This window comes from Chloroflexota bacterium (assembly GCA_015478725.1).
In the GTDB taxonomy this organism is placed as follows: domain Bacteria; phylum Chloroflexota; class Limnocylindria; order Limnocylindrales; family CSP1-4; genus C-114.
The window spans coordinates 1-25,097 of sequence record JADMIG010000022.1 but is presented as its reverse complement, the minus strand read 5'-3'; the positions used below and the strand labels follow the sequence as shown (position 1 = coordinate 25,097).

The 25,097-nt window shown below is 70.9% G+C and carries 30 protein-coding genes; 18 read left to right on the top strand and 12 right to left on the bottom strand.

What is annotated here, in order from left to right; all coding sequences use genetic code 11:
* Window positions 1-123: 123 nt before the first annotated feature.
* The 4 genes from IVW53_12140 to IVW53_12125 all read left to right on the top strand — a co-directional run bounded on the left by IVW53_12140 (window position 124) and on the right by IVW53_12125 (window position 1,768).
* A complete protein-coding gene (locus tag IVW53_12140; protein MBF6606322.1) occupies window positions 124-345 on the top strand; it encodes an SHOCT domain-containing protein in 222 nt (73 codons plus the stop codon).
* A 17-nt stretch (window positions 346-362) separates the two neighbouring features.
* Entirely contained in the window at window positions 363-683 is a 321-nt protein-coding gene (locus IVW53_12135; GenBank protein ID MBF6606321.1) for a hypothetical protein, read from the top strand.
* Window positions 684-821: 138 nt separating this feature from the next.
* A complete protein-coding gene (locus tag IVW53_12130; protein ID MBF6606320.1) occupies window positions 822-1,274 on the top strand; it encodes a hypothetical protein in 453 nt (150 codons plus the stop codon).
* A complete protein-coding gene (locus tag IVW53_12125; protein ID MBF6606319.1) occupies window positions 1,271-1,768 on the top strand; it encodes a hypothetical protein in 498 nt (165 codons plus the stop codon). Before IVW53_12130 ends, IVW53_12125 begins: the two co-directional genes overlap by 4 nt.
* Before the next feature lie 423 nt (window positions 1,769-2,191).
* Here IVW53_12125 and IVW53_12120 read toward each other — a convergent pair whose 3' ends face one another.
* Window positions 2,192-2,839, bottom strand: coding sequence for an isoprenylcysteine carboxylmethyltransferase family protein (locus IVW53_12120; protein ID MBF6606318.1), 648 nt, complete (start codon window positions 2,837-2,839; stop codon window positions 2,192-2,194).
* Between the two features lie 542 nt (window positions 2,840-3,381).
* On the opposite strand from IVW53_12120, the gene IVW53_12115 reads away from it, so the two are divergent.
* Together IVW53_12115 and IVW53_12110 are read left to right on the top strand one after the other, a co-directional pair.
* The gene (locus IVW53_12115) at window positions 3,382-3,615 is read left to right on the top strand and encodes a heavy-metal-associated domain-containing protein (GenBank protein MBF6606317.1); all 234 of its coding nucleotides are present in this window, start codon (window positions 3,382-3,384) and stop codon (window positions 3,613-3,615) included.
* Between the two features lie 124 nt (window positions 3,616-3,739).
* Window positions 3,740-4,705, top strand: coding sequence for a DMT family transporter (locus IVW53_12110; GenBank protein ID MBF6606316.1), 966 nt, complete (start codon window positions 3,740-3,742; stop codon window positions 4,703-4,705).
* On the opposite strand, the gene IVW53_12105 is transcribed toward IVW53_12110, so the two are convergent.
* The 5 genes from IVW53_12105 to IVW53_12085 all read right to left on the bottom strand — a co-directional run bounded on the left by IVW53_12105 (window position 4,662) and on the right by IVW53_12085 (window position 9,478).
* Window positions 4,662-4,832 (bottom strand): M23 family metallopeptidase, encoded by a 171-nt coding sequence (locus IVW53_12105; GenBank protein MBF6606315.1) that lies wholly within the window; start codon window positions 4,830-4,832, stop codon window positions 4,662-4,664. The genes IVW53_12110 and IVW53_12105 overlap by 44 nt on opposite strands.
* Window positions 4,833-5,094: 262 nt before the next feature.
* Window positions 5,095-5,823, bottom strand: a complete 729-nt coding sequence (locus IVW53_12100) for a hypothetical protein (protein MBF6606314.1) — start codon at window positions 5,821-5,823, stop codon at window positions 5,095-5,097.
* Between the two features lie 3 nt (window positions 5,824-5,826).
* Entirely contained in the window at window positions 5,827-6,528 is a 702-nt protein-coding gene (locus IVW53_12095; GenBank protein MBF6606313.1) for a VIT1/CCC1 transporter family protein, read from the bottom strand.
* Window positions 6,525-9,026 (bottom strand): copper-translocating P-type ATPase, encoded by a 2,502-nt coding sequence (locus IVW53_12090; protein ID MBF6606312.1) that lies wholly within the window; start codon window positions 9,024-9,026, stop codon window positions 6,525-6,527. Before IVW53_12090 ends, IVW53_12095 begins: the two co-directional genes overlap by 4 nt.
* A 95-nt stretch (window positions 9,027-9,121) precedes the next feature.
* On the bottom strand, window positions 9,122-9,478 hold the full coding sequence (locus tag IVW53_12085) for a hypothetical protein (protein ID MBF6606311.1): 357 nt from the start codon (window positions 9,476-9,478) through the stop codon (window positions 9,122-9,124).
* A gap of 249 nt (window positions 9,479-9,727) precedes the next feature.
* Here IVW53_12085 and IVW53_12080 point away from each other — a divergent pair, with 249 nt between their 5' ends.
* The 12 genes from IVW53_12080 to IVW53_12025 all read left to right on the top strand — a co-directional run bounded on the left by IVW53_12080 (window position 9,728) and on the right by IVW53_12025 (window position 16,823).
* The gene (locus IVW53_12080; protein MBF6606310.1) at window positions 9,728-10,816 is read left to right on the top strand and encodes a cytochrome bc complex cytochrome b subunit; all 1,089 of its coding nucleotides are present in this window, start codon (window positions 9,728-9,730) and stop codon (window positions 10,814-10,816) included.
* Complete coding sequence (locus IVW53_12075) at window positions 10,816-11,022, top strand: hypothetical protein (protein ID MBF6606309.1); 207 nt, start codon at window positions 10,816-10,818, stop codon at window positions 11,020-11,022. Before IVW53_12080 ends, IVW53_12075 begins: the two co-directional genes overlap by 1 nt.
* The gene (locus IVW53_12070) at window positions 11,015-11,542 is read left to right on the top strand and encodes a hypothetical protein (GenBank protein MBF6606308.1); all 528 of its coding nucleotides are present in this window, start codon (window positions 11,015-11,017) and stop codon (window positions 11,540-11,542) included. The genes IVW53_12075 and IVW53_12070 overlap by 8 nt, the downstream gene beginning before the upstream one ends.
* A 138-nt stretch (window positions 11,543-11,680) precedes the next feature.
* Window positions 11,681-12,073 (top strand): cupredoxin domain-containing protein, encoded by a 393-nt coding sequence (locus IVW53_12065; protein MBF6606307.1) that lies wholly within the window; start codon window positions 11,681-11,683, stop codon window positions 12,071-12,073.
* Between the two features lie 121 nt (window positions 12,074-12,194).
* A complete protein-coding gene (locus IVW53_12060; protein ID MBF6606306.1) occupies window positions 12,195-12,704 on the top strand; it encodes a cupredoxin domain-containing protein in 510 nt (169 codons plus the stop codon).
* Window positions 12,704-13,567: a hypothetical protein gene (locus IVW53_12055; protein ID MBF6606305.1), complete on the top strand. Its 864-nt coding sequence runs from the start codon at window positions 12,704-12,706 to the stop codon at window positions 13,565-13,567. Before IVW53_12060 ends, IVW53_12055 begins: the two co-directional genes overlap by 1 nt.
* Before the next feature lie 65 nt (window positions 13,568-13,632).
* Window positions 13,633-13,821, top strand: a complete 189-nt coding sequence (locus IVW53_12050) for a hypothetical protein (GenBank protein ID MBF6606304.1) — start codon at window positions 13,633-13,635, stop codon at window positions 13,819-13,821.
* 2 nt (window positions 13,822-13,823) lie between these two features.
* On the top strand, window positions 13,824-14,210 hold the full coding sequence (locus tag IVW53_12045; GenBank protein ID MBF6606303.1) for a cupredoxin domain-containing protein: 387 nt from the start codon (window positions 13,824-13,826) through the stop codon (window positions 14,208-14,210).
* Window positions 14,211-14,219: 9 nt separating this feature from the next.
* Window positions 14,220-15,041: a prolipoprotein diacylglyceryl transferase gene (gene lgt, locus IVW53_12040; GenBank protein MBF6606302.1), complete on the top strand. Its 822-nt coding sequence runs from the start codon at window positions 14,220-14,222 to the stop codon at window positions 15,039-15,041.
* 369 nt (window positions 15,042-15,410) lie between these two features.
* A complete protein-coding gene (locus IVW53_12035; GenBank protein ID MBF6606301.1) occupies window positions 15,411-15,554 on the top strand; it encodes a hypothetical protein in 144 nt (47 codons plus the stop codon).
* Window positions 15,554-15,778: a hypothetical protein gene (locus IVW53_12030; GenBank protein ID MBF6606300.1), complete on the top strand. Its 225-nt coding sequence runs from the start codon at window positions 15,554-15,556 to the stop codon at window positions 15,776-15,778. Before IVW53_12035 ends, IVW53_12030 begins: the two co-directional genes overlap by 1 nt.
* Before the next feature lie 124 nt (window positions 15,779-15,902).
* Window positions 15,903-16,823, top strand: a complete 921-nt coding sequence (locus IVW53_12025; protein MBF6606299.1) for a proline dehydrogenase family protein — start codon at window positions 15,903-15,905, stop codon at window positions 16,821-16,823.
* A 79-nt stretch (window positions 16,824-16,902) separates the two neighbouring features.
* Here the strand turns inward: IVW53_12025 and IVW53_12020 are convergent, their stop codons facing one another.
* The 6 genes from IVW53_12020 to IVW53_11995 form a co-directional block, all read right to left on the bottom strand.
* A complete protein-coding gene (locus IVW53_12020; protein MBF6606298.1) occupies window positions 16,903-18,708 on the bottom strand; it encodes a long-chain fatty acid--CoA ligase in 1,806 nt (601 codons plus the stop codon).
* A gap of 26 nt (window positions 18,709-18,734) precedes the next feature.
* Complete coding sequence (locus IVW53_12015; protein ID MBF6606297.1) at window positions 18,735-20,588, bottom strand: acyl-CoA dehydrogenase family protein; 1,854 nt, start codon at window positions 20,586-20,588, stop codon at window positions 18,735-18,737.
* Window positions 20,588-21,820 (bottom strand): thiolase family protein, encoded by a 1,233-nt coding sequence (locus IVW53_12010; GenBank protein ID MBF6606296.1) that lies wholly within the window; start codon window positions 21,818-21,820, stop codon window positions 20,588-20,590. The genes IVW53_12015 and IVW53_12010 overlap by 1 nt, the downstream gene beginning before the upstream one ends.
* 22 nt (window positions 21,821-21,842) lie before the next feature.
* Complete coding sequence (locus IVW53_12005; protein ID MBF6606295.1) at window positions 21,843-24,161, bottom strand: 3-hydroxyacyl-CoA dehydrogenase; 2,319 nt, start codon at window positions 24,159-24,161, stop codon at window positions 21,843-21,845.
* Window positions 24,158-24,781 (bottom strand): TetR family transcriptional regulator, encoded by a 624-nt coding sequence (locus tag IVW53_12000; protein MBF6606294.1) that lies wholly within the window; start codon window positions 24,779-24,781, stop codon window positions 24,158-24,160. The genes IVW53_12005 and IVW53_12000 overlap by 4 nt, the downstream gene beginning before the upstream one ends.
* 163 nt (window positions 24,782-24,944) lie before the next feature.
* Window positions 24,945-25,082: a multicopper oxidase domain-containing protein gene (locus IVW53_11995; protein ID MBF6606293.1), complete on the bottom strand. Its 138-nt coding sequence runs from the start codon at window positions 25,080-25,082 to the stop codon at window positions 24,945-24,947.
* Window positions 25,083-25,097: the final 15 nt, after the last annotated feature.

Below are 25,097 nucleotides of genomic sequence, written 5' to 3'. Positions count from 1 at the left end.
CGCCGGGCCAGCCGTTTCTTGATGTGAACTTGAAGTTCGCGGGCACGACCGCTTGACGTCCGACGCCCACGATGGGGCCTGTCAGGCGTCGAACGCACGGCTGGCGATCACGGAGGTGACGCGATGATGACCGGCTTCGGCTGGGACATGGGCCTGGGCGGCTGGCTGTGGATGGTCGTGGGGATCGTCCTGGTGGTCGTGATCGTCTGGGCACTCGTCGCGGCCGTCCCGACGAAAGATCGTCCGGCGGCTGAGGACGCCGCCCGGATCCTCAAGGCGCGCTTCGCGCGCGGCGAGATCAGCGCGCCGGAATACGAGCAGGCCCGTCGCCTGCTCGGCATCTGAACAGAAGGAGCATCGACATGACCTCGAAGCGACGTGGACTGATCATTGGCAGCGTCCTGGCGGGCAGCCTCCTGCTCGGGTCGGCCGGACTGGTCGCGGCCCAGGATCCGACCGCCTCACCGTCGCCGAACGCCACCTGGTCCGGATCGGTCGGGATGATGGGCGGGGGCGGGACGGTCGGGATGATGGGCGGTTCCGGGGCGGCCGGGATGATGGGCCGGATGGACGCGGCCGACATGAAGGCGATGGCCGGGTTGCACCAGTCCATGGCGACGAACGGCACCTGCGACCCGACCCGGATGCGTGCTATGCACCCGCAGGTGCGCCCCAACCGCTGAGCCGGCTTCGTTCGGGAGCGCGCCGCGACCCAACGGCGCGGCGCGCTCCATTGGAGACGGTCATGTGGAGACGGTCCTGCCAGGCGGGTTTCAGTGCCCGCTCAGCCGACTCTCATCTCGAACCCCGATCGTCTGGCCATGAACATGCACGTGCTTCGCACCGCTCTCCTCGCCATTCCCCTGGCCGTCGCGTCCTGCACGGGCACGCCCGTGACGCCGACCCTGGCGCCGAGCGGCGTCGCGAACCCAGCGTCGGTGGGCATGACGAAGTCGAGCGAGGGCGGGCAGGTCACCGTGGAGGCCACCTGGGGTGGACCGGCCGTCGGCGCGACCTTCGACATCAGGCTCGACACCCACTCGGTGGATCTCGACGCGCTCGACCTCGCGGCCGCCGTCCTGCGCAACGACCGTGGTGAGACCCTGACGGCCCGGCCGTGGGCGGCGGCGAAGGGCGGACACCATCGCGAGGGTGCGCTCACGTTCGGGGGCGACACTCCGCGCTTCCTCGCCGGCGCGAGGTGGATCGAACTGAACCTCGTCGGCGTGGGTACCGTCCCCGAGCGGACGTTCCGCTGGACGATCGGCTCGTGACAACCATCGCCCGGCCCGTCCGGCGGACCCTGCCGATCGCTCCCCGATCGATCGCCGCGGGCATGGCCGGTGCGGCATCCCTCCTCGGTACCTACCTCGCCATCGTCGGCATTGCCCAGGGATTCGAGCACGCCGTCGAGCAACTCACGACGGATGCACTGTTCGTCGGGCTCATCGCGGCGGGCTTCGGCGCGCAGATCGCCCTGTTCGTGGAGCTCCGGGCGATCGATCGGCGCCACCGGGCCGCGGCCGCCGTCACTGCGGTGGGTACCGGTACGAGCGCGGCGGCGATGCTCGCCTGTTGCGCTCACCACCTCGTGGACCTGCTGCCGCTCGTGGGCCTCTCGGCCGCGGCCGTCTTCCTCAACGCCTACCGGACCCCGCTCTTCCTGGTCGGCATCGCCATGAACCTGCTCGGGATCGCCGTGATCGGCCGCCGGCTCCGCAAGGCTCGGCGCGTCTGCGCCGTGGTCGAGCGCTCCGGTTTCGGCTGATGCGAAGCCGCTGCGCGCCGCGCGGTTCTTAGCTCCACCTCAGGTCGGTCTCAGCGCGTCAGCCGAACGTGGTGGTCTCGATCCGAGGCGCCAGACTCACGTACGCCGCGGAGGCGCCAGCCATGGAGGTCGAGTGTCGTGAGCAGCGCCGGAGGTCGATCCCACAATGCGGCGTGGGCACACCGAGATGTCCGGGACAGGGCGCTCCTGCTCTGGCCCGGGCTCGACCGGAAGAAGTTGACGCGATCGTGCGGCGATCCGCGTCGAGTGGCCCGACTCATCGAGCGTCGGACCGCTCTGTCGCATGCGGAGATCCTCAGGATGCTCGGAGTACCGCCCTCTCCGAACGAGTGACCGGACGTCGGGCCGCGCGCGATGGGTCCGCGAGGCGAGCGCCTCGTCGGTCCGGCCGCTCGGGGCGGCTCAGCCAGGCGCGACAGCCGACGGACGACCGAGCTGGGGAAGAAACCGCGGCGTGCTCGCTGCGTAGCTGTCCCATTCAGCGCCGAAGCGCTCGCGGACCTCGCGCTCCTCCTCGATCGCCAGCCTCCGGTAGACGAGGACGAGCACCGGGAACATGACCAGGGTCGCCAACGTTGGCCACTGAAGCAGGAAGCCGACCATGATCAGCAGAAAGCCGGCGTACTGCGGATGCCGGAGCCGCGCATAGGGACCAGCCACCGCGAGCCGCCCGCCCCGTTGCGCGTCCCAGAGGATCCGCCAGGCCGCGGTGATCAACCAGAACCCAGCCCCGATGAGGACGTAACTGGCGAGGTGGAACGGACTGAGGTGTGGGTCGCCCGTCCAGCCGATGAGGTCGTTCCAGAGATGGCCGCCGCCGTGGGTCAGGCTGAGCGCCGGGAATGCGCTTCCGAGCCACCCGGAGAGCAGGTAGATCGTGAGCGGAAAGCCGTACATCTCGGTGAAGAGGGCGACGATGAAGGCCGAGAAGGCGCCCATCGCCCGCCAGTCACGCTTGCTCTTCGGGTGAAAGAAGCCGACCGCGAAGATGATGAAGATGGCCGAGTTGATCAGGACCAGGAGCCAGAGCCCGTAGGCCGAGTCATCCACCAGCCAACCTCGCGAGCAGCCCGCCGCCCACGATCCGGACGGCACGTTCGATGGGGCCAAGGCCGCCGCGGCGCCGGTCGGCTGTGGATGTGGACGACATCGTTCGATCCTTTCGTTGGCAGGAACCCTACCGGGGCCCGAACACATCCAACAGAAGCGCGAGTGCGATGAGGACCATCGGCGCGCAGCACACGACCATCCACCACATCGAGTGGGACGGCTCGGGCTCGCCAGCCCCGTCTGATCGTGGGCCGTCGGGTCCGTCGATCGTCGGGCGTGACTGCGGCTCAAGCGTGTGGTTGTGCATCCGTTCGAACCTCCGCCCATCGAGCTCGTCGCTCCTGGGTTATCCGGATCATGGAGTGGCGATCTGAGGCCGACGCGTGGGCGGGCTGAGCCAGGGCTGAGAATCTCGACCGGAGACTGCGAATGTGCGTCTGGAGCCGTCAGGCGACGCACGAGCCCGCGTCGCCTGCGCGCCCCAGGCTCAAGTCTCAGGCGCGACTCACCCTCGGCTCAGCCTCCGACGCCAGGCTTGCCGCATGGACGTCAAGCGTGGGCTGCGGATCCCGATCCATGGCCTCGGTTGCGGCGGAGCGGGAGTGACGACGATCGGGCGCGCGCTGGCCGCGACCGACGGCGTGGTCCGCGTCTATGTGAACCCGGCGACCGAGATGGCCTACATCGACTACGACCCGGCTGAGACCGACGCCTGGTCGCTTGTCCGAGCGGTGGAGAAGGCGGGCTATCGCACCGCCGGCCCGATCGAGGCGTGAGCGGTGCTCTCGAGGATTCGCCAGCTGTCACTCAGGTCGCAGTCACGGAACCGACCTGCCCTCCTCGAACGTCGCGCCGGCGGTCTGGTCGGTCCGGCGCTCCGCCGCACGGGTCAAGAGGAGGATGAGCGGTCGAGCGACGAGCCTCGCCGGGCTCGTGGCGATCGTCTGGGGATTGTGCTTCGTGCTCATTCAGGCGTCGCTGCCGAGCTCGACCCCGCTCCTTCTGGCGGCGCTGCGAGCGCTCATCGGCGGGGGCGCGGTGGTGGCCTGGATCGCGGTGAGCCGGCGGCGACCCGGGACGCTTCGACCGGCCAGGCCGCCAGTCCAGCGTTCATGGCTTCCAGGCTTACCGTCGATCTCCCTGCTCTTCGTGCTCGCCCTGACCAACGCCGCCCTCGCCCTCGGCGCTATGTACCTCGCCGCCGGCCGGGCCGAGGCGGCGGTCGCGTCGATCCTCGCCGCTGGTCAGCCGCTCATCCTGGCCGTTGCCGGGTGGACCCTGTTCGGCGAGCGACTCGCGGCGCGCACCCTGACGGGGCTCGTGGTCGCCATGTTCGGCGTCGTCCTCGTCGCGGGCGCGAGCTCGGGCGTGACGACCCTGGAAGGGGTGGTCCTCGCCGTGCTCGCCTCGGTCGCCCCAGCCGCCGGCACCATCCTCATGCGGAGACTCGCGCCATCGGTGGACCTGCTCGTCACGACCGGCGTCCAGTTCCTGCTCGGCGGAGCCATCCTCCTGGCGGTCAGCGCGGTGCTCGAGCCGTGGGCCACTGTCACGTGGTCCCCGGCGATCCTCGCCGGGCTCCTCGTCCTCGGTGTCCTCGGAACGGGGCTCGCGTACGTGGCCTGGTTCTGGCTGCTCGACCGCGTCTCGCTGGTCGGGCTCGGCGCGGCCCTCTTCCTCGTCCCGGTCGTGGGCGTCATCGCCGCGATCGTCACCGGGGACCGCCCTGCGCCCGTCGGGCTGGCCGGCATCGCGGTCGTGCTCGTCGGGCTCGCGATCGTCTCGGTCGGCGGCTCGACCGCGCCGGCATCGGCGGACCCGATCAATAGAGGCCGAGCGGAGCGACGAGACCGCCGTCCATCCTGATCCGAAGGTCGAGGTGCGGACCAGTGGACCAGCCGGTCGACCCGATGAAGGCGATGGTCTCGCCTCCGACGACCTTGTCACCGCGCTCGACGGTGACCTTGCTGTTGTGGTTGTAGGTCGAGCACATCCCGTCCGGGTGTGGTCCCCCCGGCGATCGCCCGGACGGGCGTCCTCAGGGGTGCCGCGATGTCGATCCCCGGGTGCGCCGACGAGAACCGGCGCGTCAGGTCTCCTCGAATCGGGAGTGGCCAGAGGTGGACGCCGTCCCGGGCCCGCGGCGCCGACGGCCGATCGACCGAAGCGGGCCGAAGGATCGCCGTTCGCGGCATGACAATCCGCTGAGAAACCACGCCCCGGGACGGATCGCCGTCGCGGATCGAGCGCCAGGGTCAGTCCGGAGCGCGAGCCGCTGGCCGGCCTCCGGTTCCGTTTCCGAGCGGACCACCTCCGGGAGGTGTAGCTCGCGGTGGTCGAGCGAGCGCCGTCGCGGTCGTCAATGCCGCGAGAACCATGCCGCTCCAGAACAACGGCCAGCCGGTCCAGCCAGACGTGTCACCGCTGAGGACCCGGTTCGAGTCGACGAGAAAGCTCAGGATCACAAGGCCGCCGCCGGCGAGCGCCGCGAGCAGTCGGCCACGCCCGACGGCGATCGGCCGGCCGGTTCGCAGCCGGTGCGCCCCCGCCAGGCCGAACCCGACAAGGGCGGAGCTCACCACGAACGGAGCCCACACGGGCGCGAGCCAGGGCATCGGCGAGAGGAACAGCACATCCCATGCCGCCGGCGACGGGGGCCAGCCGATCAGGAGCCGGAGACCGAGGTAGTAGACGATGTCCCAGACTCCGAACACGACAGCCGCCCACGCGAGCCGTTCGAGCCCGCGGCGGCCAGCGAGCCAGCCGACGGCGGCGATCATGACGAGAGTGGCGAATTCGCGGGCAACCTCGACATCGGCAAAGGCCCGGAACGCGGTCGGGTCGTGGATGGGGACCATCCCGGCCGGTGTCAGCCCGATAGCCGCGCGGAGGTAGACGACGACGGCTGCCTCGAGATAGCCCATCGCGACCCCGTACGCCAGTACGACGAAGGCCGTCGACCCGAACCCGCTGCGCGGCGCCATCCGTCAGCGCAGCGCCGTTCCGACCACTACGCCGATCCCGTACGTGATCGTGGCTGCGACGGCGCCAAAGGCGAGCTGCCGGAGCCCCGACCGGATGGGATGCGTGCCGGTGAGCCGGGTGATCCCGGCGCCGAGCGCGAAGAGGGCGGTGCCGCTCAGGACGGCTGCCGCGATCAGGGCGGCCGGTGCGCCGCCGACGAGGAACGGCACCAGGGGGACGAGCGCGCCGAGTGCGAACAGGGCTAGCGAGGTCCCGGCCGCTACCCAGGCCGAACCGCCGAGCTCATCGGGGTCGAACCCCAGTTCCTCGCGAGCCATCGTATCGAGGGCAAGACGCGGATCGCTCCGGACCATGTGCTCGGCGAGGTCCCGTGCCATCGGGCCCGGCACCCCCTTTCGCTCGTAGATCTCGCGGAGCTCGGCAACCTCGGCATCCGGCGACTCCGCGAGCTCGCGTTCCTCGATCGCCAGCTCGTTGGCGAAGAGCTCGCGGGCGCTCTGCACGGAGAGGTATTCACCGAGAGCCATCGACAGCGATCCCGCCACGAGGCCGGCAAGACCGGCGACGATGATCGCTTCTCGTGGCGCGCCGGAGCCGGCGACGCCCATGACGAGGCTCAGGTTCGAGACGAGCCCGTCCGTTGAGCCGAGCACCCCGGCCCGGAGGGCGTTGCCGTGCCGCGCACGGCTTGTGCCCGGCGTCATGTCGCCGACCCCTGCGTGCCATAGCGGCGGATCCCTTCGAGCTTCGTGCGCTTGAGAAGCAGCGCGTTGACGGCGACGAGGAACGAGCTGCCGGCCATGCTGATGGCCGCGATCTCGGGCCGCAGGATCAGCCCGAACCAGGGATAGAAGAGACCCATGGCGATCGGGAAGGCGACCGTGTTGTAGCCGACCGCCCAGACGAGGTTCTGGCGCATCTTCCGGACGGTCGCGCGGCTGAGCGCGATGGTGCCGAGCACGTCGACGGGGTCGCTCTTCATGAGCACGACGTCCGCCGTCTCCACGGCGACGTCGGTCCCGGCGCCGATCGCGATCCCGACGTCGGCCTGGGCGAGCGCCGGCGCGTCGTTGATCCCGTCCCCGACCATCGCGACGAGCTTGCCCGTTGCCTGGAGCTCCTTGACCTTGTCTGCCTTCTGGCTCGGCAGGACCTCGGCGAAGACCGTGTCGAGCCCGAGCTCGGCGGCGATCCGCTCGGCGGTCGCCCGGTTGTCACCGGTGAGCATCGCGACCTGGATTCCGAGGTTGTGCAGGCGGTCGATCGTTTCCTTCGCGCTCGAGCGGACCGCGTCGGCGATGGCGATGAGGGCGCCGGCCCTGTCGTCGACGGCGACCCGGACGACCGTCCGCCCGGCGCTTTCGAGCTCATCGGCCCGTGAGCCGAGGCCGTCGAAGTCGATCGCGCGGTCGCGCATGAGCCTGGCATTCCCGACGAGGACCGTGTGGCCGTCGACCGTCGCCTCGAGGCCGTGGCCCGGGACGGCCTGGAACTCGGTGGCGTCGACGAGCCGGAGCATGCGCTCCTTCGCCGCGTCGACGACGGCCTGGGCGAGCGGATGCTCGCTCGAGCGCTCGGCCGAGGCCGCAAGTCGAAGGACCTCGTCTTCACCAACGAGGTCGCCTGCGCCGATCAGCTCGACGACGCGCGGCTGACCGACGGTCAGCGTGCCGGTCTTGTCGAAGATGACGGCACCGATCTTCGAGGCCTGCTCGAGGGCGGTCGCGTTCTTGAACAGGATCCCGTTGAGGGCTCCCAGTCCCGTGCCCACCATGATCGCCGTCGGCGTGGCGAGGCCGAGGGCATCCGGGCAGGCGATGATGACGACGGTGATCGCGAGGGTCAGCGCGAAGATGAACGTCGACCCGCCGATCGTCAGCCAGCCGACGAAGGTGAGAAGGCCGAGGATCACGGCCGCCGCGACGAGCCACTGAGCCGCGCGGTCGGCGAGTCGCTGGGCCGGCGCCTTCGAGTTCTGGGCAAGCTGCACCAGCTTCACGATCTGGGCCAGCGCGGTATCGGCGCCGACCTTCGTCGCCCGGAAGCGGAACGTACCGGTCTTGTTGATCGACGCGCCGATGACGTTCGAACCGGCCGTCTTCTCGACCGGAACACTCTCGCCGGTGATCATCGATTCGTCGACGCTCGACGCGCCATCGACGACGACGCCATCGACCGGGACCTTGTCGCCGGGCTTGATCAGGACGATGTCGTCGAGCACGACTTCCGAGGTGGAGACCTCCACCGGCTCGCCGTTGCGGATGACGGTCGCTTTCGGCGGCGTCAGGTCGAGCAGCGCCCTGATGGCATCCGACGCGCCTGCCCGAGCGCGCATCTCCAGCCAGTGCCCGAACAGCACGAACGTGAGCAGGACGACCGCCGCTTCGTAGAAGACCTCGCCGGCGAACAGGAAGGTCGCGGCGACGCTGAACAGGTAGCCGGATCCGACCGACAGGGCGACGAGGACCGACATGTCGAGCGTCCGGTTGCGGAGTGCCCGATACGCGCCGACGAAGAACATCCTGCCGCTCCAGGCGACGGCCGGCGTGGCCAGCAGAAAGGCCAGGATGTTCGCGTCGATCCCGAGCGGGGTCCCGAGGCGGACGTTGAAGACCTCGGTCGCGAGCGGCGAGTAGAGGAAGATCGGGACGGCCAGGACGAGCGCGACGATGAAGCGGTTCCGCATGTCGCGGACCATCTCGTCCATCGTCATCCCGCCGCCGTGACCCATCGCGTGGGCCATCTGGGCCGTCTCGCCGTGCACGGGGGCGCCCACGGCCGGCACTGCCATCGCGTGGCCGGCGTGTTGGTCCGAAGGCCCGTGCACCGCTCCGCGCGGAACCGCACTGCCGAGGACGGCGGATTGCTCGTCCGCGCAGAGGCGGCACGGGACGATCTCGCCGCCGCAGCTGCAGCCGAAGCGCTCGATCAGCGCTCGTACGTCGTCCGCCGTCAGCGTGGTCTCGTTGTACTGGACCGTCACCGTCTGGGAGACCGGATTCGCCTCAGCACCCGCGACCCCGTACTGCCGCCGCAGGAAATCCGCGAGGGCGCCCGCGCTGCTGGCGCGCAGCAGACCGCCCGCTTCAAAGACTCTACTGGTCACACGCGTTCTCCGTTTCGCGATCGTTGAGGATGGTCGAACCACGGCGGGCCGTGCCGTGAACACCTCAGTCGGCTCGACCGGCTGGTTCGTCTTCATCGTATCGTCGCCGTGGCGAATGAGGGATCGATGAGCGCTGCCTGAGAAGGTCGACGTCGATGCGGTGCTGCCCGCTCGGATCGCCGGAACGAAGCTCAGCCGGTCGCGAAGAGGCGGTAGATGACGGCCCCGAGCGCGACGAACGCGACGAGGAGCAACGCAGCAGCCCTGTGGGCGCTCTCCCGACCGACAAACGAGCGGGCCAGCGGTATGAGCGCGATGGCCACGACCGCGTACAGCAGGTGCAACCCATCGGCCGGTCTCGCGCCGGTGGCGAGGAGGACCAACCCGCTCGCAGCGCCCACGACGAGCGCGCTGACCATCGCGGCCTGGAACCGTTCGAAGGCGGGTCCGCCGGGCCGCCGGGTGACGACGGAGAACATCGACCAGCCGATCCCGATCACGGTGAGGGCGACGATGGCAAAGGCGAGGAGGCGATGGATCCCGTCCAACGCAGGTGAACCGCTCAAGGTGGTGCTTCGCCATGCAGGTGTCGTTGGGGAGTTTCGGTTGTCAGGCTCCTGAGCCGCAGGATACCGGGAGCGATGCAGCGGCGTGCGGTGAGGGATCCGAGGCCGCTCAGGAAGTCCCCAGATTGGCCTCATGTGGCTCTCAGGCGTCGGGCGTCCAATACCGATGCAGGTGACCGGCCGTCGGCGCGGTGCCGACGCGGAACGATCGCAGGCAGCGAGGAGTGGGACATGGCAGCCGGCGCGACCGCGACCCGGGGAGGGCGCTGGCGCAGGATGTGGGAGGCGGTCGACGAGCGCCTCGGCCTGAGCGGGCTCGCGTACCCGGTGCCGGCCCACGCCAACGGCCTCGCTTACATCCTGGGCGGGATCACGTTCTTCGGATTCCTCATCCTGGCCGCGACCGGCGTCTGGCTCGCCCAGTTCTACCACCCCACGCCCTCGACGGCCCGCGAGAGTGTCGTCTACATCATGAACGTGGCGCCGCTCGGAGACGTCGTCCGCGGGATCCACTTCTGGGTGGCGAACGTGGTCATGGCGACGGTGCTCCTCCACATGGGCCGGATATTCGTGACGGGCTCCTACAAGCGTCCGCGGGAGGCGAACTGGCTCATCGGACTCGGGCTCCTCGCGGTCACCCTCGGCTTGATCTTCACCGGCACCGTCCTCAAGTGGGACCAGGAGGGCTACGAGGCCCTCGGGCACAACGTCGAGATCGGCAATCTCCTCGGCGCCTTCGGATTCTGGTTCTCGGCGGATTTCGCGGCGAGCCTGCCGATCCTCGGCCGCCTGTACATGGCCCACATCGTCATCCTGCCGGCCCTTGGGACCCTGCTGCTCGTCGCCCACTTCCTGCTCGTCAAGCGGCACGGGATCTCCGCCCTGCCGGCACAGGCCGACGCTGCGGTCGGCGGCGGGCCGCTCCCCGCGAAGGGCGGCTCGACGTTCACGGCGCATCTCGTCCGGATGGCGGGGTTCGGGCTCGTCATGCTGGCCCTCGCGACGGTGCTCGCGCTGGTGGTGCCGGCCGGAATCGGCCCACGACCGATCCCCGGGACGGAGACCACGAAGCCACCGTGGATGTTCCTCGTGTTCTATCCATTCGAGGACTGGTTCGGCCTGCCCGCCCTGCTCTGGGCGCCGGCGATCCTCTTCGGGGCTCTCGCACTCGTACCCTTCATCGACCGAAGCCCGTACCGCTCGCCGGCCCGCCGTCGGGTCGTCGTCGGGATCGGCGTCGTCGTCGCGGTCGCCGCGGTCGCCCTCGTGATCTACGCGCTCGTCACGGTTCCGCAGGCGCACATCCAGGGGGCGATGTGATGGCCGCGGTCGTCTTCCGACTGGCGCTGCTGACGATCGGCATGGGCGCCGTCGAGATCGGCCTCGGGAGCGCCCTCGTCGAGCACTCCCTCACCGGATGGGCGCTCGTGCTCCTCATCGGGCTTCCAGCGATCGTCGCCGGCTCGGCCGGCTTCATCGGCCCTCTGCTCGGCAGAGGGCGACAGAAAGGCTCCACCGATGCGTAAGTCTGTACCGTTCGCCATGGTTCTCGGTCTCGGACTTTCATTCGTGACCGCCACGTCCGGGATGGCTCACTCAGGCAGCGGGACCCCGACGATCGGCGTCGAGCCGGCCAGTGTCACCGCTGGCGGCACGGTCATCCTCGCCGGGAGCGGACTCGAGCCCGACGCCGACCGCGTCCTGGTCCTGGCCGGCGAAGGCCTGACCGTCGAGTTCGGCACGGTCAGGACCGACGCCGAGGGGATGTTCTCCAGGACGCTCACGATCCCGAGTCACCTGCCGACCGGCGCCTACGAGCTGCGCGCCATCGGCGACGAGACGCTGACGACGCCGCTGGCCGTCACAGCGGCCGCGGGCGCCGCGCAAGGGTCGTCGCCGTCGAACCCGGCGACCGAGATGGTGGTCGCTCGCGACCGCTCGCCGATCGACCTTTCGTTGATCCTCGCGTTCGCCGCTCTCGCGGCCATCGCCGGCGTCCTCCTCATCTGGCGCGCCGAGCGCTTCCGGGGTCCAGCCCAGGGCTGATCGTCGAGCTCTCACCCATGGCTCCGCGATCTCTCAGGTGCCGCGCCGGCTGATTCTCAGCCGGCACTCAGCCCCGGCTCACGACCGGCTCACCGCGCACGGCCAGGCTCGCCGGCAGGCGCAGGGAGATCGTTTGACGTGAAGGCCATTGGCTGTCTGCTCGGAGTGGGACTCGTCGCGGTCGTCCTCGTTGCGGTGGTCGCGACCGGGGCGCGGTTCAGCGGCCCGGTCGCGGTCAACCGGTCGGCGACGGTCGTCCTCGAGGACTTCCGGTTCACGCCCAACCGGATCGACGCGAAGGTCGGCGTGCCGCTCACGGTGTGGCTCACGAACCGGGGCACCGAACGCCACGACCTGAACTTCCAGTCCATCCACATGCCGGGTCTCGGCGGCGTCGAGTCGATCCTGAACCCGGGCGAGACCCGCTCGATCACGCTCACCTTCGACCAGCCCGGGGCGCACGTCTTCATCTGCACGCTGGCCGGACACGCGGCCGCCGGCATGACCGGCGCGGCCTATGTGACGCGATGACCGTCCCGGCATCTTGCGAGCGAGGCGCCGTCGGGAGCGCGCCCGCGCGGAGCGGCATCCGCGTTCGTCGGGCACGGGTAGGTGCTCCATCCCATCCTCAGTTCACAGAAGGGACCACGCCATGACTCGTCGATCCAGGGCCACCCGCCTCGCGGGCCAGCCACCTGCAGCCGGCCACCGCGCGGCCACGCCTCCCGAGTCGCGGCCGGGCGGACTTCAGTCGCGGCCCCTCCGACTCGCCGCGTTTGCGACGATCGCGCTCGTCGTCGGCGGGTTGGCGATCGGCCTGGTCGTGAGCCGGTTGCAGGGCCCCGGCGGGAGCGACGTGGCGGCGATCCAGGTCCACGCGAGCATGGGCGGCTTCGATCCGCCCGGCCTGACCGTCAAGGCGGGGCAGGCAGTCCAGATCGAGCTCAGCAGCATGGACTCCTCATTCCACAGCGACGGAGGCGGCTGGCACGAGCTCGCGATCGATGCCCTCGGCATCGACTGGAAGGTCGGCCCCCAGAGCAGCAAGGTCTTCGGGTTCACGGCACCCGCGACGGCCGGCACCTACACGTTCTACTGCAACATCTGCTGCGGCGGCAAGGAGAACCCCTCGATGGTCGGCAAGCTCACGGTGACCGCCTGATGCGGGCGTCAGTCGGCACCGTCGTCGCCCGCCCCCGGCTGCTCCTCGCGCTCATCGGCGGCACGGTCATCGCGGCATCCGCGGCAGCGATCCTCGTCGCCTCTCCCCGGATGGCGGACCACCAGGCGATCTCCGAGCTCAGCGTGCCCGCGATCGTGGCCGCCGGCGTTCTCGACGGCTTCAATCCGTGCGCCTTCGGCGTCCTCATCCTGTTCGCGACGTTCGCTCTCGGGCTGGCGACACGACAGTCGCTCGCGACCGAGGGGGCGAGCGGCGCGCCCGATGCGCGCTCGGCGAGCCGAACCGTCCTCGGCCTCGGCGCCTTCTTCGTCGTCGGCGTGCTCGTCACCTACTTCCTGCTCGGGCTCGGGCTCCTCACCGCGGTCGCCTCGCTGACGAACTTCGGTGGAAACCACCTCCCGAGCCGGGTCGCGGCCCTGATCGCGATCGGCATGGGGCTCTGGATGGTGCGCGACGTCCTCCTGCCCGACGCCAGCTGGAGGCTCGAGGCGCCACACGCCCTTCATGGGCGGATGCGCGACTGGGCACGTTCGAGCTCGCCGGTCGCGTTGTTCGGCGGCGGGATCCTCATCGGGCTGTGCACGGTCCCCTGCAGCGGCGCGGTCTATCTCGGCGTCGTTGCCCTCCTCGGCTCGGGCGGGACGGTCGCCGCCGGTCTCGGCGGGCTCGCGCTCTACAACCTCGCCTACATCACGCCGCTCGTCGCGCTCCTCGTCCTCGCCAGCCGGCCGGGGCTCATCCGGGTCGTCAACCGCTGGCACCTCGAGCACGCGGGCGGGACGAAGCTCGTCCTCGCGGTGGTCGTGCTCGCCCTCGGCTTCGCCATCCTCCTGACCGTCTGAAGTTCTCAGCACGGCGTTAGGAGCCGCTCAGGGGACGCTCAGGTCGGCGCGCTGAACTGGACGTCATGGATCTGCTCGTCGCGCTCCTCGTGGTCGCCGCCATCCTCGTCGTCGCCGACCTGCTCCTCGCGGGCGGCGCGATGACGATGACGGGGATGTCTGCGATGGGAGGCGCGGTCGCCCATCCGCTCGCTGCGGGCGCGCTCGTCGTCCTCCTCGCCGTTCTCGTGCTCCTCGCCGGGGGTGCGAGGTAGCCATGCTGGAGCAGCGAGTCCAGGCGCGATTCGATCCGAGCGGCCACCAGATCGTTGACGTCACCGTCCATCGCGGCTATCAGCCGGCCTCGATCCGTGCGCAGGCGGGCGTGCCGCTGCGGATCGTCTTCCGGCGCGAGGACGATGACGCCTGCTCCGAGCGGGTCGTCTTCTCCGCCCCAAGGCTGGATCGCCGACTCACGCCCACCGGCATGACCACGATCGATCTGCCCGGACAGCCGGCGGGCGAGATCCGCTTCACGTGCGGCATGGGCCGCTACCGCGGCCGGATCGAGTTCGTCGACGACCGCACAGCGTCGCTCGTCACGCGGATCCGCGCCGCGGCCAGCCGCCGGTGGGCCTCCCGCGGCTCTCATCGATCCAGGTAGGAGTCCCGGATGCCCTTCGTCATTGACATCGACCCCGTCGCGTTCTCCCTCCTCGGGATCCCGATCCGCTGGTACGGACTCACCCTGGCCGTCGCGGTCGCGGTGGCGTTCTGGCTCGCCCAACGCGAGGGACGGCGGCACGGGATCGCGCCTGATCTCATCGGAGACGGAGCCGTCTGGGTGGGCGTCGCTGCGCTCATCGGTGGCCGGGCCCTCTATGTGGTTCAAAACGAGCTGGCGACGCTCGCCGACCACCCGGCCCATGTGTTCATGGCCTGGACCGGCGGCCTCTCCTTCTACGGTGGCCTGATCGGGGCCGTCGTCGCGCTGGTCGTCTTCGCGCGGCGGCGGCGGATCTCGCTGCTGCCCGCGCTCGACATCGTCGCGCCGGCGGCGGCGATCGGCCAGGCGATCGGGCACCTCGGCTGCCTGATCGGCGGCGATTCGTCCGGGATCCCGACCGATCTGCCGTGGGCGGTGATCTACCGGAACCCTGGCGCGATGGCGCCGCTGAACCTCCCGCTGCATCCGACCCAGGCCTATGAGGCGATCCTCCTGGCGGCGCTCTTCGTCGGCCTCTGGTTCGGGCGACGGCGCCTGGCCGGGATCGGCGATGGGGTCCTCGCGAGCGGCTACCTCCTCGGGCTCGCCGTCATCCGGTTCGGGCTCTTCTTCCTTCGCGACGAGCCGGCCGTCTTCCTCGGGCTCAAGACCGCGCAGTGGTTCGGTCTCGGGATCGCGGCCTTCGCGGTCGCCCTGTTCATCGTCGCGCGCCGTCAGGCGCGTCCGGTCCAGCCACGTTCGATCCAGCTGGAGGTCAGCCGACCATGACACCACAGGCTCAGGACCATTCGAGGCACACCGTCGACCAGCGTGCCGCGCCGCGGGCCACCGCTCCTCGGTGGCTGCTCCCCGGACTGACCGCCGCGGTCGTTGTCGCGGGGCTTGTCCTCGCTGGCGTCGTCCCGCTTTCGGCGGTGCTCTACATCGGCCTCTTCGGCGGCATGCTCCTCATGCACGCAGGTGGTCATGGCGGTCATGGCGGCGGTGGGTCGGCGCGAGATCGCGAGGACGACATGCCGCCGGACTCGGAGGATCTCAGCCACCGCTCACATGGCGCTCAGCCGGAGCGATCAGGCTCCACCGCGGGGCTCGATGATCGAGCCACGAACGACCCGAAGGCCAGCGAGACACAGGATCATGACGAGCACCGCTCGCACGGGTGCCACTGACCGGCCGGTCCGGCTCCTCTTCCGTCGCGAGGAGACGGCCGCCTGCTCCGAGCACGCGTTCACCTGCCAGATGGGAATGCTCCGGGGTCGGATCGTCGTGGAGGCTGCATGATGGCTGTTCTTCAAGAGCTCATCGTCCTCGACTCGCGCCACGAGGCCGCCGCGCAGTGCGTCGTGTGCGGCAACGACATCGCGGCAGGTGAGGGCGTCACGGCCAGATACCAGGACCGCACCCTCCGCTTCAAGTGCCCGGGTTGCGCTGCACGGTTCGAGGCCGATCCCGATCGCTGCCCGCCGCATGACGGCTCGCCGGCGAGCGAGTGGCGCTGCGACTGACCGCCGGGAACGCGGACCGAGCCGGGTGACGCCAACGAGCCAATGAGCCGGCCGCACGGGTCGCCCGCCCGGGACTACCCTTCGCTCATCGGTCGAGGACAGGCAAAGCGGAGGTTCACCAGCGGTGCGGACGATCCTGCTCTGGATGGCACGCAACCCGTGGCTCCGGGAGCGACTGCCCCGACTCGCGTTCGTTCGGCGGGCCGTCCGCAGCTTCATGCCGGGCGAGGACCTCGCGGCCGCGATGGCGGCCGCGGAGGCGGACGCCGCGGACGGCGTACACGCCGTCTTCACGAGGCTCGGCGAGAATGTCACGGACCTCTCCGAGGCACAGGCCGTCGCCGACCACTACCACGCCGTCCTGGACGAGATCGCGTCACAGAAGCTGAACGCCGAGATCTCGGTCAAGCTCACCCAGCTCGGCTACGACCTCGACGTCGAGGCGGCCCAGGCCCACGTCGACGGCCTGGCCCGACACGCCGCGGAGCTGGGCACCTGGGCATGGATCGACATGGAGGGCAGCCCGTACGTCGAGGGCACGATCGCCTTCTACGAACGCGTGCGCGCCGCCCACGAGAACGTCGGCCTGTGCCTCCAGGCCTACCTCCACCGGACCCCGGCCGACGTCCAGCGGCTGCTCCCCCTGCGGCCGGCGATCCGGCTCGTCAAGGGGGCCTACGACGAGCCGGCCTCGATCGCCTACCGGACCCGGGGCGAAGTCGACGCGGCCTACCTCGCGATCGCGGCGACCCTCGCCCCGGCGGTCCGCGACGGCCGCGCCCGGTTCATCGCGGCGACCCACGACGTGGACCTCATCGAGCAGTTCGCCCGCTTCGCGGCGGCGATCGGTCTCGCGCCGGCGCGGATCGAGGTCCAGATGCTCTACGGGATCCGGGCAGACCGCCAGCGTCAGCTCGCCGGGCGCGGCTTCGACGTCCGCTGCCTCATCGCCTACGGCGAGCACTGGTACCCGTGGTACATGCGCCGCCTCGCGGAGCGTCCGGCGAACGTCCTCTTCGCGCTCCGCCAGATCCTCCCGCGGTAGGTCCGACGGAGGGGCCTGTCGCAGCTCAGGTGCGGAGCAGCCTGAGAGCCATGTGAACGGAGCGCCCGGTGGCCGACGCTCAGTCCGGCGGACCGGCGCTCCCGGTGGCGGGCGCGGCCGCCCCTGCGGACCCGCCTGCCGCCGCCGCTTCCTCGGCGAGGACCCGCCGCAGGACCTTGCCCACGAAGGAACGCGGCAACTCCGCGCGCACCTCGACGATCGCCGGCACCTTGTACGGGGAGAGGTTCTGGTGGCAGTGAGCGATGAGCTCCTCGGGCGTGACGGTCGTGCCCGCGCGGAGCACCACGAACGCGTGCGGAACCTCGCCCTTGAGCGGATGGGGCTCCCCGATGACCGCCGCCTCGACCACCGCCGGGTGCTCGTGCAGTACATCCTCGATCTCGCGCGGGTAGACGTTCACGCCGCTGACGATGATCATGTCCTTGCGTCGGTCGACGATGCGGAAGTAGCCCTCGGCGTCCATCGAGCTGATGTCGCCGGTGTAGAGCCAGCCGTCCCGCAGGGCCGTCGCTGTCTCCTCAGGTCGCTCCCAGTAGCCGCTCATCACCTGGGGGCCGCGGACGCGCAGCTCGCCCACCTCACCGGGCGGCAGGACGCGCGCGCCGGCCTCGAGGTCAACGACCTGGGCTTCGGTCGAGGGGAAGGGCAGACCGACCGTGCCCAGCCGACGCTCCCCGTGAACGGGGTTGCAGTGGGTGACCGGGCTCGCCTCGGTCAGACCGTAACCCTCCGAGACGCGCCCGCCGGTGAGCGCCTCGAAGCCGTCCTGCACCGGACCGGGCAGCGGCGCCGAGCCGCTGATACAGGCATCCACCGAGTGCAGATCGTACTTCTGCGTCTCCGGCAGCTGCAGCAGCGTCGCGTAGAACATCGGTGCGCCCGGGAACAGCTGTGGCCGATAGCGCGCGATGGACTTGAGGACCGCGTGCGGGTCAAAGCGTGGGTGGAGGATCTGGGTGGCGCCCATCAGCAGCGCATAGTCGAGCGCGACGGTCAGGCCGTAGATGTGGAAGTAGGGCAGCGCGCAGAGCACGGTGGCCTCGCCCGGCCGGGCGCCGGGGAACCAGGCCGCCACCTGGATCGCGTTGGCGACGAGGTTGCGGTGGGTGAGGGTCGCCGCCTTGGGGGTGCCGGTGGTGCCGCCGGTCGGCTGCAGGACCGCCGGGTCCACGGACCGGGCGGGCGAGTCGATCCGCTCGGCCGGCGAGGCCGACAGGAGCCGGAAGAGGTTGGGTGTCTCCGCGGAGTGCGGAACGGGCCTCCAGCGTCCCTCGCGGCGCGCCTTCAGCGGGTAGAGCATCCGCAGGAGGCGCGGGAGAGAGTCCTGGATGCCGGTCGAGATGACGCCCGAGGTGCCGGTCGCGGCGGGGAGAACATCGCCCAGTTCGGCACGGGCGGCCCGCACCCGCGGCACGAGCAGGTCCAGGCAGATCGAGACACGCGGCCGCGTCTGGGCGAGGAGCTCGCGGATCTCCCGCTCCACCGAGAGCGGACTGACGGGTGCCGCGATCGCACCGGCGCGCAGGGTGCCCAGGAAGCCGATGACGAAGGCCGGCGTGGTCGGCAGGTGGATGCTCACCCGGTCACCCGGCGCGACGCCCATCTGGTGCAGGGCAGCCGCCATCCGGTCGACGGCCCGGTCGAGCTCCGCGTAGGTCGTCCGCGCACCGAGGAAGACGAGCGCAACGCGGGCCGGCCAACGGGTCGCCGCGTCCCGCAGCAGCCGGTCGAGGGTGACGGGCGGCACTTCGATCTCGGCCGGGACGCCGGGCTCGTAGTGGGCCAGCCAGGGCCGCTCCTCGAGCAGGTCCGGCGACTGGCCGGTTGGCACACCGGTCGGCGGAACGGAGGTCGGTGCGTTCATCCCGCGTGCTCCCTTGCGGGTACTCCTCAGACCGGATAGCCGCCGGCCGTCTCGACGGCCGCCGCGACGCGCCGCGCGATGGCGATCCGATCGACGGGTTCGCCGCGCAGCAGGCGTCGGATCCCGGACTGGAGCATCCGCGCCTCATCGCCATCCGCGACGCGGGTGGCGAGTGAGCGGGCGATCAGCTCGGCCGGCCCGACGCGCTCGAGGACGACCAGTCGCGCCAGGTCCAGGTGGCGGGAGGCCGTCGCCGCGTCCGTCTCGCCACGTGCCTGGCGGGCGCGGACGAGGGCGCTCTCGGTGGTGAAGAGCGCGATGGCCAGGTCGGCCAGTCCCGCCAGCACCTCCTGCTCCTCCTCCAGCGTCGTCCCGTAGCGCTGGACCGCGCCACCGGCGAGCAGGAGCGTGACCTGGCGCAGCCCCTCGACGAGCACCGCCTCGGACCCCAGCGGATCATCTGCGGCGCGATCGAGTCCCGCCGTCGACGGGGCCAGGAGCGCCTCCTGGGCCCGTCTGGCCGGCCCCAGGAGGTCGAGCCGGCCCTTCACGGCACGGCGGATGAGGGTCCCCGGTACGAGCAGACGGTTGATCTCGTTGGTGCCTTCCCAGATGCGGTTGATCCGCGCATCGCGGTAGGCCTGCGCGGCCGGATATCCCTCGATGTAGCCGTAGCCACCGTGGACCTGCACGAGCTCGTCGACCACCCAGTCGAGGTCCTCACTGGCGGCGACCTTGGCGATCGAGCACTCGACTGCATATTCCTCGAGGGCAGCCCGGACCGCCTCCGCCGAGCCGCCAGCCTCGACGCCGCCGAGCCGCCCGTCGATGAGCCCCGCGATCCGGTACACCATCGATTCGATCGCGTAGGTTCGGACGGCCATGCCCGCGATCTTCTCGGCCACCAGCGGGAACCCGAAGATGGGCCGGCCGAAGGCGACCCGCCCCTGCGCGTATTCGAGGGCCGTGCGCACTGCCGGGCGCATGCCGCCGAGAGCTGCCGCCGCCAGCTTGAAGCGCCCCACGTTGAGGACGTTGAAGGCGATCCTGTGGCCCTCGCCGATGGTGCCCAGCAGGTTCTCCGCCGGGACGATGACGCCGTCGAGCGTGAGGGGGCAGGTCGAGTTGCCGTGGATGCCGAGCTTGTGCTCTTCCGCCCCGACCTCGAGGCCCGGCGTCCCGCGCTCGACGAGGAAGGCGGCGATCCCCCGCGGCTCGCCGACGCCCTCGACGCCCTCGCCGACGCTTTCGACGCCCTCGACGCCCTCGACGCGGGCGTAGACCGTGAAGAGGTCGGCGAAGCCCGCATTGGTGATGAACTGCTTGGCGCCGTCGAGGCGGTAACTCCCATCCGTCTGGCGGACCGCCAGCGTCCGGATCGCCTGCGCGTCCGAGCCGGTGCCCGGCTCCGTCAGGGCATAGGCGGCGATGGTCCTCCCAGCGGCGAGGCCCGGCAGGTGACGGCGTTTCTGTTCGTCCGTGCCGAAGAAGACCGTCGGCAGCGTCCCGATACCGGCGTGCGCCGCGTACGTGACGGCCAGCGCACCGGCCGGCGAGAGCGCCTCGATGACGACGACCGCGGTGACATGGTCGAGTCCCGCACCGCCGTACGCTTCGGGGACCTCGATGCCCACGAAGCCATCGTGCCCGAGGATCGCCATCAGCTCGCGGTGCGTCGCGTAGTCCCTCGCCTCGAGCCGCTCGCGGCGCGGCTCGACCTCCCGGGCAACGAACTCGCCGATCGATTCGCGGATGGCGAGGTGCTGGGGAGAGAGACGCTCGGGGGTGAAGACGCTCCCTGTCGCGACGGGCGCGACGAGGAAGGCGCCGCCCGCCGGAGCGGTCACCGCGGTCGGCGGTCGTGGATCGATCCCGGCCATCATCGCGCCGCCTCCTCGTCCGCGGCGCGTGCCGCGCCGGCCGGCCGCATGCGGCCACCCAGCCACTCGATGATGCCGGCCGCGCCCTGGCCACCGCCCACGCACATGGTGACGATCCCGTAGCGGGCCTCCCGGCGGGCCAGCTCGTTGAGCAGCTGAACGCTGAGCTTCGCCCCGGTCGCACCGAGGGGATGCCCGAGCGCGATCGCTCCGCCGTTGGGGTTGACCCGCTCTTCGTCGAGTCCCAGCTCGCGCACCACCGCCACGACCTGTGCGGCGAAGGCCTCGTTGAGCTCGATGGCCGAGATGTCGGCGAGCGAGAGGCCGGCCTTCTTCAAGGCCCTGGGGACGGCGCCGACGGGACCGACGCCCATGATCTCGGGCGCCACACCCACCGTCGCGAAGGCCGCCAGCCGCCCCAGCGGCTCGATGCCCAGCTGGGCCGCCCGCTCGCCGCTCATGACCACGAGCGCGGCGGCGCCGTCGCTCATCTGCGAGCTGTTGCCGGCGGTGACGGTGCCGTCGAGCGCGAAGGCGGGACGCAGCCGGGCGAGCGCCGCGGCGTCGCTGTCGCGGCGGATCCCCTCGTCGGCGTCGAAGGGCCGATGCGAGACGCCGGGTCGCCCATCGGTGAGTGTCGTCTGGACGGCCTCGACCGACACGATCTCGTCCGTGAAGCGGCCGGCATCCTGGGCCGCTGCCGCGCGCTGATGCGAGCGCAGCGCCCAGGCGTCCTGGTCGTCGCGGCTGACGCCGTAGCGGCGGGAGACCTCCTCGGCGGTCAGGCCCATATTCATGAACACCTGCGGCCACTGGGCGGCGATCGCGGGCCCCGGCGCGAAGTGAAAGCCGGTCATGGGCACGAAGCTCATCGACTCCATGCCCCCGGCGACGACCACGTCGGTGACGCCCGACGCGACCGACTGCGTCGCCAGGGCCAGCGCCTGCAGTCCGGAGGCGCAGAAGCGGTTGACGGTCATGGCGCTCGAGCCGACCGGCAGTCCCGACGCGAGCCCGACCTGGCGGGCGATGTTGAGGCCCTGGGCTCCCTCGGGCATGGCGCAACCGAGGATGAGATCCTCGACCTCCGCGCTGTCGAGGGCCGGGACGCGGGCCAGCGCCTCGCGCACGGCGGCGATCGCCAGCTGCTCGGGGCTCGTTTCGCGGAGGGCGCCGCGGGGCGCTCTGCCGACGGCAGTCCTGGCGGCTGAGACGATGACGGCGTCGCGCATGATGCGGGTCCTCGGTTCGCGGTCAGTTGCGGAGCGGCTTGCCGGTCTTGAGCGTGTGGCGGATCCGGTCGCGCGTCTTCGGCTCGCCGAGGAGGCGCAGGAAGGCCTCGCGCTCCAGGTCGAGCAGGTACGCCTCCGCGACCGGCGTCCCCTCCGCGAGATCGCCGCCGCTCATGACCCCGGCCAACTCGAGGACCACCTTCCGGTCGTGCTCCGAGAGATAGCCGCCACCGAGTTGATTGAACGTGAGTGCCTCCGCGGCGGCGATGCCGCGCCGGCCCACGACGGGGATCGACCGCGGCAGGGGCGGGTGGTAGCCGACCTCGGCGAGATGCCGGGCGGTGGCCGCCGCATCCGCCCACTGCCGGTCGGGGTCCGCCGTCACGAGGTCGGCAGGCGTGAAGAGTCCCCACGAAACCGCCTCCTCCGCGCTCGTCGCGACCCGCGCCAGGGCGATCGTCTCGAGCGCATGCTGGAAGAAGGCAAAGAGGTCGGCGTTCGAGCCCTCGGGGACGCCCTCGGTGGCGCGGCGTGTCATGGCGGTCGAGCCGCCGCCGGCGGGCAGCAGCCCGACACCCGTCTCCACGAGCCCGATGTACGTCTCGCCGAGCGGCTGGCAGCGCGTCGCCGCGAGGCAGAACTCCGCGCCGCCGCCGAGCGTCAGACCGCGTGCCGCCACGACGACCGGTACACCGGCGTAGCGGATCGCTCGCGTCGCCGCCTGGAAGCGCCGGACCGCGAGGTCGAGCCCATCCCAGTCGCCCTCCTCGGCCTCCACGAGGATGAGCGCGAGGTTCGCGCCGGCCGAGAAATCGTTGGCGCGCGTGCCGATGACGAGGCCGTCGTAGGCGCGCGAGGCCAGCTCACAGGCGCGCGTCACGAGCTCGATGACGTCCATCCCCAGCACGTTGAGCTTGCCGTGCAACTCGAGACCAAGGATGCCCCGGCCCAGGTCGAGCAGCGAAGCCGAGGCGTTGGAGGGGAGTCCCGGATCGGCGGCCGAGCGCGCATCGAGGTCGAGCGTGCCGGGGCGCTCGGGGATCGGACGGAGCTGGCCGCTGCTGAAGTCGAGCGCAGCACGGTCGCGGTAGAAGGCACCGGGGCCGGCCAGGACCTGCTGAACGAGCGCGGGGACCACGGGGAGCCGCATCGCGACCCGCTCCACGCCCAGAGCGTCCCAGGTCTCGAACGGCCCGAGCTGCCAGCCGAAGCCCCGGCGCATCGCCGAATCGACATCGGCCGCGCCGTCGGCGATCCCGGGTCCGACCGTCGCGGCGTAGCCGAGCGTCGCGTCGAAGAGCCGTCGCAGGTACGTGCCGGCGCGATCGTCGGCGGCGAGCAGCAGGGACAGGCGCCGGCGCAGGTCGGGCTCGTTCCTGGCCAGCTCCAGCGCCGTCGAAGCGACGCGCCGCCGCGGCCGGTACGCAGCGGTCTCGAGGTCGAAGGCGAGGATCTCCGCCCCCTCGCGCCGAAAGAAGCCGGCCCCGGTCTTCTCCCCCAGCGCCCCCCGCTCGACGAGCTGGCGGAGCACGGGTGCGACGGCGAAGACCTCCCGCTCGGGATCGTCGGGCAGGTCGGCGTGGCAGTGATCGGCGACGGTGACCGCGACATCGAGACCGACCAGGTCGAGGGTGCGGAAGGTCGCGCTCCGCGGCCGGCCGATGAGGGTCCCCGTCAGCTCGTCGACCTCGTCGACCCCGAGCCCCAGCTCCTGGGCCAGGCTCAACGCCCGCTGCATCGCGTACACGCCGAGGCGATTGGCGATGAAGGCCGGCGTATCCCTGGCGCGCACCGTGCCCTTGCCGAGATGGCGGCTGGCGTAGGCCTCCAGACGCTCGATCGTGGCCGGGTCGGTCGACTCGGTCGGAATCAGCTCCAGGAGTCGCGCGTAGCGCGGCGGGTTGAAGAAGTGTGTGCCGAGGAAGGCGCGGCGGAAGACATCGGAGCGACCCTCCTCGATGGCGTGGATGCTGATGCCGCTCGTGTTCGTGCTCACGATGGGCCAGGTGTCGATGGCGCGGGGGGCGAGGGCAGCCTCGAGGTGAGCGAACAGCTCGCGCTTCGGGGCGAGCTGTTCGACAATCGCCTCGAGCACCCAGTCGGCGTCCGCGACGGCGTCGGCCAACTCATCGAAGCCGCCCGTCCGGATCCGTTCGGCGTCGATGGCCCGGTGGACCGGGCTCGGGCGGAGCTTGAGCGCTCGTTCGAGGCCTCGGGCGGCGATGTCGGCATCGAGATCGAGCAGGCGGACCCCGGCCCCGGCGGTGGCGAGCAGGCACGCGATCTGGGCGCCCATGGTGCCCGCCCCGAGGACCACCGCAGAGCGGATGCGGGGGATCATCGAGCGGCCGCCGGCCAGGGCGAGTCGTGGGTCGAGGATCCCCCGGTCGCGCGCATGCCGTCCAGGTAGAGCTCGGCAAAGACGGAACCGATCTCCCCGGCGCTGAGCGGGCCGTCGGACCGGTACCACTGGGTGAACCAGTTGCAGGCCGAGAGGATCGCGATCGTTGCGAGCGTCACGTTCATCGGGCGCAGCTCGCCCGCAGCGATGCCGTCGTTGACGACGCGCCGCCACGCAGCCTCGTAGGCGTCTCGCCGACGGATGATCTCGCGACGGCGCTCGTCGTTGAGCGAGCGCAGCTCGATCTGGATGAGCGCCAGCTCGTCGCCGTGCTCGACCGCGAAGGCGAGATGGGCGTCGATGGCGCGGCAGAGTCGCTCGCCGGCCGATGCGTCGGCCTCGATCTCGGGACGAACGCTCGCGTCGAGCCGCTCGAGCGCGCCGCTGACGATCGTCCAGAGCAGGTCGTCCTTGGACTCGATGTAGTGATAGAGGCTGCCGCGGTTCATGCCCAGCGCCTCTGCGAGATCCTGCATCGAGGTGGCGTGGAAGCCGCGCTCACGGAAGAGCCGCGTGGCGGCTCCGTGGAGCGCCGCTTCCCGAGGGCGGGTGAGGGTCATCGCGGCTCCGGTCCGGGTCCGTGGCGAACCGACGTCCCTGCGTCTGTCAAACGAACGTTTGGTTGAGACAGACTAGCGGTGCTCGGGAGTCGGGTCAAGGGTCGCCCCCGCCCGATGTCCGCCCGCCCGATGTCGCAGCCCGCCTGCGGCCGGGATCGGGGAGCTACGGCGTGACGAACACCGCACCGGTCATCCCGGCTGCGGCGTGGCCCGGGATCGTGCAGAGGAACTGGTAGGCGCCCGGGTGATCGAACGTCATCGTCAGCGTCGTCGATTGACCAGGGAGCGTGAGCGTCTCCACGCCCCGCAGGCTCGG

Excerpts from the sequence above, each read along its gene's own strand:
- IVW53_12000 (MBF6606294.1), bottom strand. The coding sequence starts at position 24,781 with ATGACCCTCACCCGCCCTCGGGAAGCGGCGCTCCACGGAGCCGCCACG.
- IVW53_12105 (MBF6606315.1), bottom strand. The coding sequence starts at position 4,832 with ATGTGCTCGACCTACAACCACAACAGCAAGGTCACCGTCGAGCGCGGT.
- IVW53_12045 (MBF6606303.1), top strand. The coding sequence starts at position 13,824 with ATGCTGGAGCAGCGAGTCCAGGCGCGATTCGATCCGAGCGGCCACCAG.
- IVW53_12030 (MBF6606300.1), top strand. The coding sequence starts at position 15,554 with ATGGCTGTTCTTCAAGAGCTCATCGTCCTCGACTCGCGCCACGAGGCC.
- IVW53_12010 (MBF6606296.1), bottom strand. The coding sequence starts at position 21,820 with ATGCGCGACGCCGTCATCGTCTCAGCCGCCAGGACTGCCGTCGGCAGA.
- IVW53_12005 (MBF6606295.1), bottom strand. The coding sequence starts at position 24,161 with ATGATCCCCCGCATCCGCTCTGCGGTGGTCCTCGGGGCGGGCACCATG.
- IVW53_12075 (MBF6606309.1), top strand. The coding sequence starts at position 10,816 with ATGGCCGCGGTCGTCTTCCGACTGGCGCTGCTGACGATCGGCATGGGC.
- IVW53_12130 (MBF6606320.1), top strand. The coding sequence starts at position 822 with ATGAACATGCACGTGCTTCGCACCGCTCTCCTCGCCATTCCCCTGGCC.
- IVW53_12110 (MBF6606316.1), top strand. The coding sequence starts at position 3,740 with ATGAGCGGTCGAGCGACGAGCCTCGCCGGGCTCGTGGCGATCGTCTGG.
- IVW53_12135 (MBF6606321.1), top strand. The coding sequence starts at position 363 with ATGACCTCGAAGCGACGTGGACTGATCATTGGCAGCGTCCTGGCGGGC.
- lgt (MBF6606302.1), top strand. The coding sequence starts at position 14,220 with ATGCCCTTCGTCATTGACATCGACCCCGTCGCGTTCTCCCTCCTCGGG.
- IVW53_12020 (MBF6606298.1), bottom strand. The coding sequence starts at position 18,708 with ATGAACGCACCGACCTCCGTTCCGCCGACCGGTGTGCCAACCGGCCAG.
- IVW53_12100 (MBF6606314.1), bottom strand. The coding sequence starts at position 5,823 with ATGGCGCCGCGCAGCGGGTTCGGGTCGACGGCCTTCGTCGTACTGGCG.
- IVW53_12050 (MBF6606304.1), top strand. The coding sequence starts at position 13,633 with ATGGATCTGCTCGTCGCGCTCCTCGTGGTCGCCGCCATCCTCGTCGTC.
- IVW53_12080 (MBF6606310.1), top strand. The coding sequence starts at position 9,728 with ATGGCAGCCGGCGCGACCGCGACCCGGGGAGGGCGCTGGCGCAGGATG.
- IVW53_12115 (MBF6606317.1), top strand. The coding sequence starts at position 3,382 with ATGGACGTCAAGCGTGGGCTGCGGATCCCGATCCATGGCCTCGGTTGC.
- IVW53_12015 (MBF6606297.1), bottom strand. The coding sequence starts at position 20,588 with ATGGCCGGGATCGATCCACGACCGCCGACCGCGGTGACCGCTCCGGCG.
- IVW53_12095 (MBF6606313.1), bottom strand. The coding sequence starts at position 6,528 with ATGACGCCGGGCACAAGCCGTGCGCGGCACGGCAACGCCCTCCGGGCC.
- IVW53_12090 (MBF6606312.1), bottom strand. The coding sequence starts at position 9,026 with ATGAAGACGAACCAGCCGGTCGAGCCGACTGAGGTGTTCACGGCACGG.
- IVW53_12035 (MBF6606301.1), top strand. The coding sequence starts at position 15,411 with ATGACGAGCACCGCTCGCACGGGTGCCACTGACCGGCCGGTCCGGCTC.
- IVW53_12055 (MBF6606305.1), top strand. The coding sequence starts at position 12,704 with ATGCGGGCGTCAGTCGGCACCGTCGTCGCCCGCCCCCGGCTGCTCCTC.
- IVW53_12070 (MBF6606308.1), top strand. The coding sequence starts at position 11,015 with ATGCGTAAGTCTGTACCGTTCGCCATGGTTCTCGGTCTCGGACTTTCA.
- IVW53_12140 (MBF6606322.1), top strand. The coding sequence starts at position 124 with ATGATGACCGGCTTCGGCTGGGACATGGGCCTGGGCGGCTGGCTGTGG.
- IVW53_12060 (MBF6606306.1), top strand. The coding sequence starts at position 12,195 with ATGACTCGTCGATCCAGGGCCACCCGCCTCGCGGGCCAGCCACCTGCA.